Here is a 5,666-nt window from a genome sequence, read left to right as displayed (position 1 = left end):
TCATCCGCTGCGGCGCAGGTATCGGACTGCTGCCTGACTACGCCGTAGTGGCCGATCTGCACAGAACTGACCTTGTGCAACTGCTGCCGGCGTGGCGGGAAGCCTATGAACGACCGATTTCCGCGCTCTTTCCAAGCAGGGACCGGCTACCCACCCGTGTGCGCTTGCTGATCGACTTCCTTCGACAGGCCTTCGTCGATCGCGCGCCGGCCGAAACGAGCCCTCCGGCGCCCGCGCGAACTCGTCGCCGGCCCCTCGCGCAGTAGACGAAAGCCGGCGCTATTAGCGTCGGGCCATATCCTTGACGATTTCGTCGCAGAGCCACGAATCAGCTGCACTCCGAGGGCTCCTGCGCCATCGACAAAGATCTACTTGACGCCGCGAACCTGGCCGAGAACGACTGGGTCCACAACTGAAACATAAACAACGGGAAGCGCATCGTGACCTATGCGATCCGCGGCGATCGTGGCAGCGGCATCATCTCGGTCAACGGCTCGGCCGCGCGGCGGGCCGCGCTCGGCGACCTGATCATCATCGCGGCCTTCGGCCTGGTGCCCGAGGAGCAGGTGGCGGCGCATCGGCCGAAGCTGGTGTTCGTCGACGACGCCAACCGCATCAAGGAAGTGCGCGCCCATATCCCGGTGCAAGCGGCTTCGGGCGAAGCCGTCGCGGCCTGATGCCGAACGCAGCGAGCCTCGCCGTGTCATCGCACGCCGCCGCCAATGCGGCCACCCCCTATGGCACCCTGCCGCCGAACTCGCCGCCGTCGGTGCGCAAGCCACTATCGCCACGCCAGTGTTATCGACTTTGGACTCAAGCCACTGTTCGGGTTTGTTCTCAGGCATAGCGCTTTTCCAGCGCAACCCACCACGCGCAGTACTTCGGCGGGCTCCGCCGGGCTCAAGGCGATCCCCCGACACGAGTCCTCCATGGGTCTTCCAGCGTTGCAGCGTGCGCTCATCGCGATGCCCACGATGTCGCAGGCCACGCGCAACCGGGCGCCGGCCTAGTGCGCAATCTGGATGTCTCGGGCCAGCCTCCGGCGATCATCAAGGGGAATCATTCGTCCCCGCCCTTGTTGATCGCCGATCCAAACACGGTGGCCCTGACGGTCAAACGCGTGCAGGACGGCTTGTGCTCGAATCATCTCTGCGACAGCGGCGTGAAACTTGCCGTGGGGCTAATCAATGCCGCCGGTGGCGTAAACGGCAAGCCGCTGGAGATTCTGGTGCAGTCAGGCGTCGCCAAGATGTCGCTGTATCGGAATTTCGCCTCGAAGGACGAACTCATTGCGGCATTCCTGAACTGGCGCCATGACTTCTGGATGCGCTGGTTTGCTGAAACGGTCGATGCACACTTTGCGCAGCGGCCCGGGCTGTCCGCGATTGCTGACGCACTGGGGGAGTGGTTCGCCCAGGAGGACTATCGCGGCTGCTCCTTCATCAATGTGGTCGCCGAGGGCGGGTCCACGGGAGACTTGGGTCACCTGCAGCGAGCGGCGGTTTCGCACAAGCAGGCTGTGGAGCAAGTCATCGCCGGGCTGGCCGGTCGCCTCGGCCTGCAGTCGCCGGCCACCGTAGCAGCCGACGCGATGCTGTGTGTGGAAGGAATGATCGTGCGCTATCAGATGACGCACGATGCCACAGTGGTGGAATCCGGCAAGCGCGTGCTGGCACAAATTGAGCAAGCCGCAACGACAGGCAAGCGCAGGGTCAGGGTGGCGTAGCACCAGCCCCGACTGAAACACCTGTACCCCTTTTCTTCTTCCGACTGATCTCACCATGCCCACCCCGCCCGGGGGCTGGTTTGTGCGATGAACTGCCATTTGGACGGCTGCTCGAGAGCGCAGCAGAACGGCGGGTGATGGCCGTGACTGCCTGTTCACCAAACTCGCCGGTAGCAGCCTTTGCCAACAGCGTGATCACGCCGAAGGTCAGCTGCCAAGCGCGGCCGCGAACTGGTGCTCGCGGCCAACACCGGTCCTTCGCGGTAGTGCCTCGCAGCGGCCATTCGGCGCCGCTCTCGCGACTCAAAGTTGAACCCAGCCCTGCGCGCTTCCAGCCGGCCCGCCGGCGCGTCCGCCGCCGCGACGCAGCCGGCCGGCGACATGTGCACGGCCAGTCCTTAGCTGAAACGACGGCATTAGCTGCGCAGCTAACCTCCGGATTCGCATGGGCATGTAGACGGCGCAGCCCGCCAACACCCCTCATCCATTCCCGTCATTGGCTTCTGAAGTGCTTCGAGGAGCGTGGGCGCTTCACACCCGGAAGCCCCTCACTCGTCGGCCCGTGGGCGGTGGACCGCCTCCTTCAATCGATGGAGGGAGGGAGCGGCGCGCAGCCAGACACATGGTGCGGCTCGACGACTAGACTCCACGATTGGGAGTTCATTCAAGCAGGAGCACAGAATGAGTTTCTTCAAAAATTTGTTTGGATTGGGATTGGGGAAGAGGGCGAGATCTGGCGAGAGATGCCCCGCAAGCGGTGTATGGCGGGCCATKACAACGCCGTCGACAACTGTCTCCCTGGCCGAAGGCAGCACCATGCCAACCTTCAGGGGCAGGTCCGTCAACTGGCTGTTGACGAAGCACAAGTAGCGCCGGCGGTCCAGCTCAACAGGAGCCGACCAAGTGATCGACCAATCAAGGAGAGCGGATTAGCGGATTCACTTGGGAGTCCAGTCGAACGACCGAAAGGGGCCCATACCGGCTGTACAGATTTCTCCGAAGCTGACATTCGTCAGATTGCATATGGAACGTCACTCGATCTCGACCGCAAAGGGCGCAAGCTAGCCTGGCGTCCCGAGGTGTGGCAGGCGGCGCACCGACACACGGTGATTCGGAAACCATCGCTTTCTAAGGAGAGCAAGCGACCACGCGTGTGATGGGCCAGCCAGGTCGGACCGGCGCCCATATAAGCCTTGCCTTAGACGTTCGGCCGCACATCATGCAGCCGCCGTCGACTGCCGATAACTTCTAACGCACGAGCGACTATCAATGCCAGGTCACGTCGTAGGACGGGTTTCTTGAGAAGGTCGTTGGCGCCCGCCTGGCGGACCCGCGTCACAAGCTCAGGGCTCACGTTCCCGCTAACCACAATGATTGGTACATCCGGGCGCAATTGCCGCACCTCCTCAATAAGGGTGGACCCAGACATGCCTGGCATTCGTTCGTCGGTTATCAGGACGTCGAACTCTTCGGGATGCGCTTGGATGGAGTGCAGTGCCTCAATGCTGGAGGCAAACGAAACGGCCGAATAGCCCAGCGATACGAGATTTTCAGCCATCAGGCGCGCGAGAGCGCCTTCGTCATCGATCACGATGACCCGTTGCCCGTTGCCGGTGGGCAACTCCGCGATGCTTGTTTCGACAGCGTCTGCTGCGTAGCCTGAGTGTGGAAGGTAGACCGTGAAGACACTCCCGACGCCAAGCGCTGTCGAAACGTCGACTGCACCTCCAAGGTGGCTGACCGTGCTGTGAACGAGCGACAAGCCAAGGCCCGTGCCGACGCCCACCTCCTTGGTTGTGAAGAACGGGTCGAATATGCGCTCCAGGATGTCGCTTGCTATGCCCGCACCGGAGTCTGCCACCGCCAAGGCGACATAGGGACCGGCGTCGACCTTGCCGGTGCTGAACAGGCGGGGTGCTTCGAACTGCACCAGTTGCAGTGCGATTCTTAGACGGCCGCCCATTGGCATCGCTTGGATTGCATTGGTTGCCAGATTCATCAAGACTTGGTGGACTTGCGTCGAGTCCCCTATCACCGCCGCGTTGCCGGCCTCGAGCTGGGCCTCCAGGGTGATGTTGCCGGGTGCAGTGGCCGCGATCGACGCAAGAGCCTCGCGAACCACATTCTCGACGTGCACTGGGACCCGCTCGCCAACGGCACTTCGGCTGAATGCAAGGATGCGCTCCACCAAGGCCYGGCCACGCTCGCCGGCGGCAAGGATACTATCGAGGTCTCGCATGAGCCGGGTTCCAGGTTGGACACCCCGGGCTGCCATCTCGCCGTAACCCAGAATAGCCCCCAGGATGTTGTTGAAGTCATGAGCGATTCCGCCGGCGAGGGTGCCCATCGCCTCCAGTCTTTGCGCTTGGCGTAGCTGGGCCTCCAGGCGCCGCATCTCTACCTCAGCCAGGTGGCGCTCGGATACATCGAGAATGATGCCGACCATTCGCACGGGCTTCTTGTCGGAGCCAAAGAAGAAGCGGCCCTTGGACTGCAACCAATGAACGGAGCCGTCACTGTAGGTCACCCGGTACTCGCATGTGAAACCCCCCGTCTCTCGCGCTCGTCTAATGGCCTCTCGGACGTCGGGCCAATCATCGGGATGGATGAGTTTCTTCCAGGACGTCTGTGTGCCGTCGTAGGTCCCTGGCTCAAGGCCGTGCAGAGCTTCCATCGCGGGGGGCCAGCGCTGGCTCGTTCCGGGCGTCAAGTCGAGATCGAATGCCGCCGCCCGCGCCACCCGCTGAGCGAGGTCCAGCATCTCCTGTCGACCTCTGAGCTCGCCCTCTATCTTCTTGCGCTCCGTGATGTCGCTGACCACCCCGCTCAGAACGATCCGTCCATCGCTCAGTCGCGTCGCCTGAATGCTGTCTCGAACCCATCGAATGGCCCCATCCGGTCGCATGATTCGATATTCGACGTCCTCGCGCCTGGACTCGCCGCCGACAGCCTGGCGCAGGGCGTGCAGGAACGTTGGCCTGTCGTCAGGGTGGACGATTTCCTGCCAGCGCTCGGGAGACGGCTTGAAGTGTTCCGGCAGAAGCCCGGTGATGCGTTCCACGACGGGGGAGAAATATCTATAGCGCAGCGATCCAGCCTCATCGGATTCGGCGCTCCACAGCGCATCTGATACCGACGCGAGGATTCGCTGCAGTTCGTCCTGTTTCAGCTTTGTGCGGATGATGTAGGCAAGTCGAGCAATCTCATCTTGCGCGTCGGCGTGTGGCAGGACGGCCGCATCCGTGGCGGCGAGTTCTTCGGCGACCTGAGTCAGGCTGCGAATGGGGCCGACGATGCGTCTATACGCGACCGCTGCCATCRTGATGGCAAGGACGACGGCCACTGCGCCGCCGACGATTCCGACGAGTCGTGAAGTTCGAAGGCTGGCGTTGACGTTGTCGATCTCCGCCTGCAGAAGTTCTCTCTGATGGGCGGTGAGGGCCGCAAGCAGTCCAATCATCTTTTCGGCCTGGGGCTCTGCCTCGGTTCGATACAGGTAGCGATCATCGTAGGCATGCTCGCCGCCCACGTAGCTCGTGATCTCGAGGGCGAAATCGCTGATTTCCGCCCTGAGCTTGGCAAGCCTGGCGAGATGCCCGCGCTGCTGAGCAGTCAGTTGCTCTTGCTTCTCGGTGAGGGCCAGCCATAGGGCCGCGTTCGTCGACAGTTTTGGCCCATAGGCGAACCTGAAGTTCAACTCCCCTGAGGACGCGAACGCCATGAGGTTGGTCGTCAGGGAGTCAAACGAGGACTGGAATGCGACGATGTCCGAAAGGAGCGCGCGAGCACGGGGTGAGTCAGGTCGCCCGCGTTGCTCTTCGAGCATGGCATCCAGGTGCTTCATGGCCTCCACCCTCCGAGGCTGCACTTCCGCCCACGAAATGCGAAGTGCCGGTCGATTCCTCAGGGGGTTGTCATGCAGTTCGAAGAGTCTTTGGGG

General features: G+C 62.5%; 3 protein-coding genes and 1 pseudogene. 3 read left to right on the top strand and 1 reads right to left on the bottom strand.

What is annotated here, in order from left to right; all coding sequences use genetic code 11:
- The 3 genes and pseudogenes from AC1DY5_RS39630 to AC1DY5_RS39620 form a co-directional block, all read left to right on the top strand.
- Positions 1–266: LysR substrate-binding domain-containing protein (locus AC1DY5_RS39630; protein ID WP_478119929.1), on the top strand; the 266-nt coding region annotated here is incomplete at its 5' end.
- Positions 267–332: 66 nt separating this feature from the next.
- Positions 333–677, top strand: a pseudogene (gene panD / locus AC1DY5_RS39625) (aspartate 1-decarboxylase).
- Between the two features lie 332 nt (positions 678–1,009).
- Entirely contained in the window at positions 1,010–1,726 is a 717-nt protein-coding gene (locus AC1DY5_RS39620) for a TetR/AcrR family transcriptional regulator (protein WP_478119928.1), read from the top strand.
- 1,198 nt (positions 1,727–2,924) lie between these two features.
- On the opposite strand, the gene AC1DY5_RS39615 is transcribed toward AC1DY5_RS39620, so the two are convergent.
- Positions 2,925–5,570 carry a PAS domain-containing protein gene (locus AC1DY5_RS39615; RefSeq protein ID WP_478119927.1) on the bottom strand — a complete coding sequence of 882 codons (2,646 nt, stop codon included), beginning with the start codon at positions 5,568–5,570 and terminating at the stop codon, positions 2,925–2,927.
- Positions 5,571–5,666 lie beyond the last annotated feature (96 nt).

It is taken from the genome of Variovorax sp. P4_D9 (assembly GCF_056401695.1).
The sequence above is the reverse complement of the archived record's forward strand: the minus strand, read 5'-3'. Positions and strand labels throughout refer to the sequence as shown.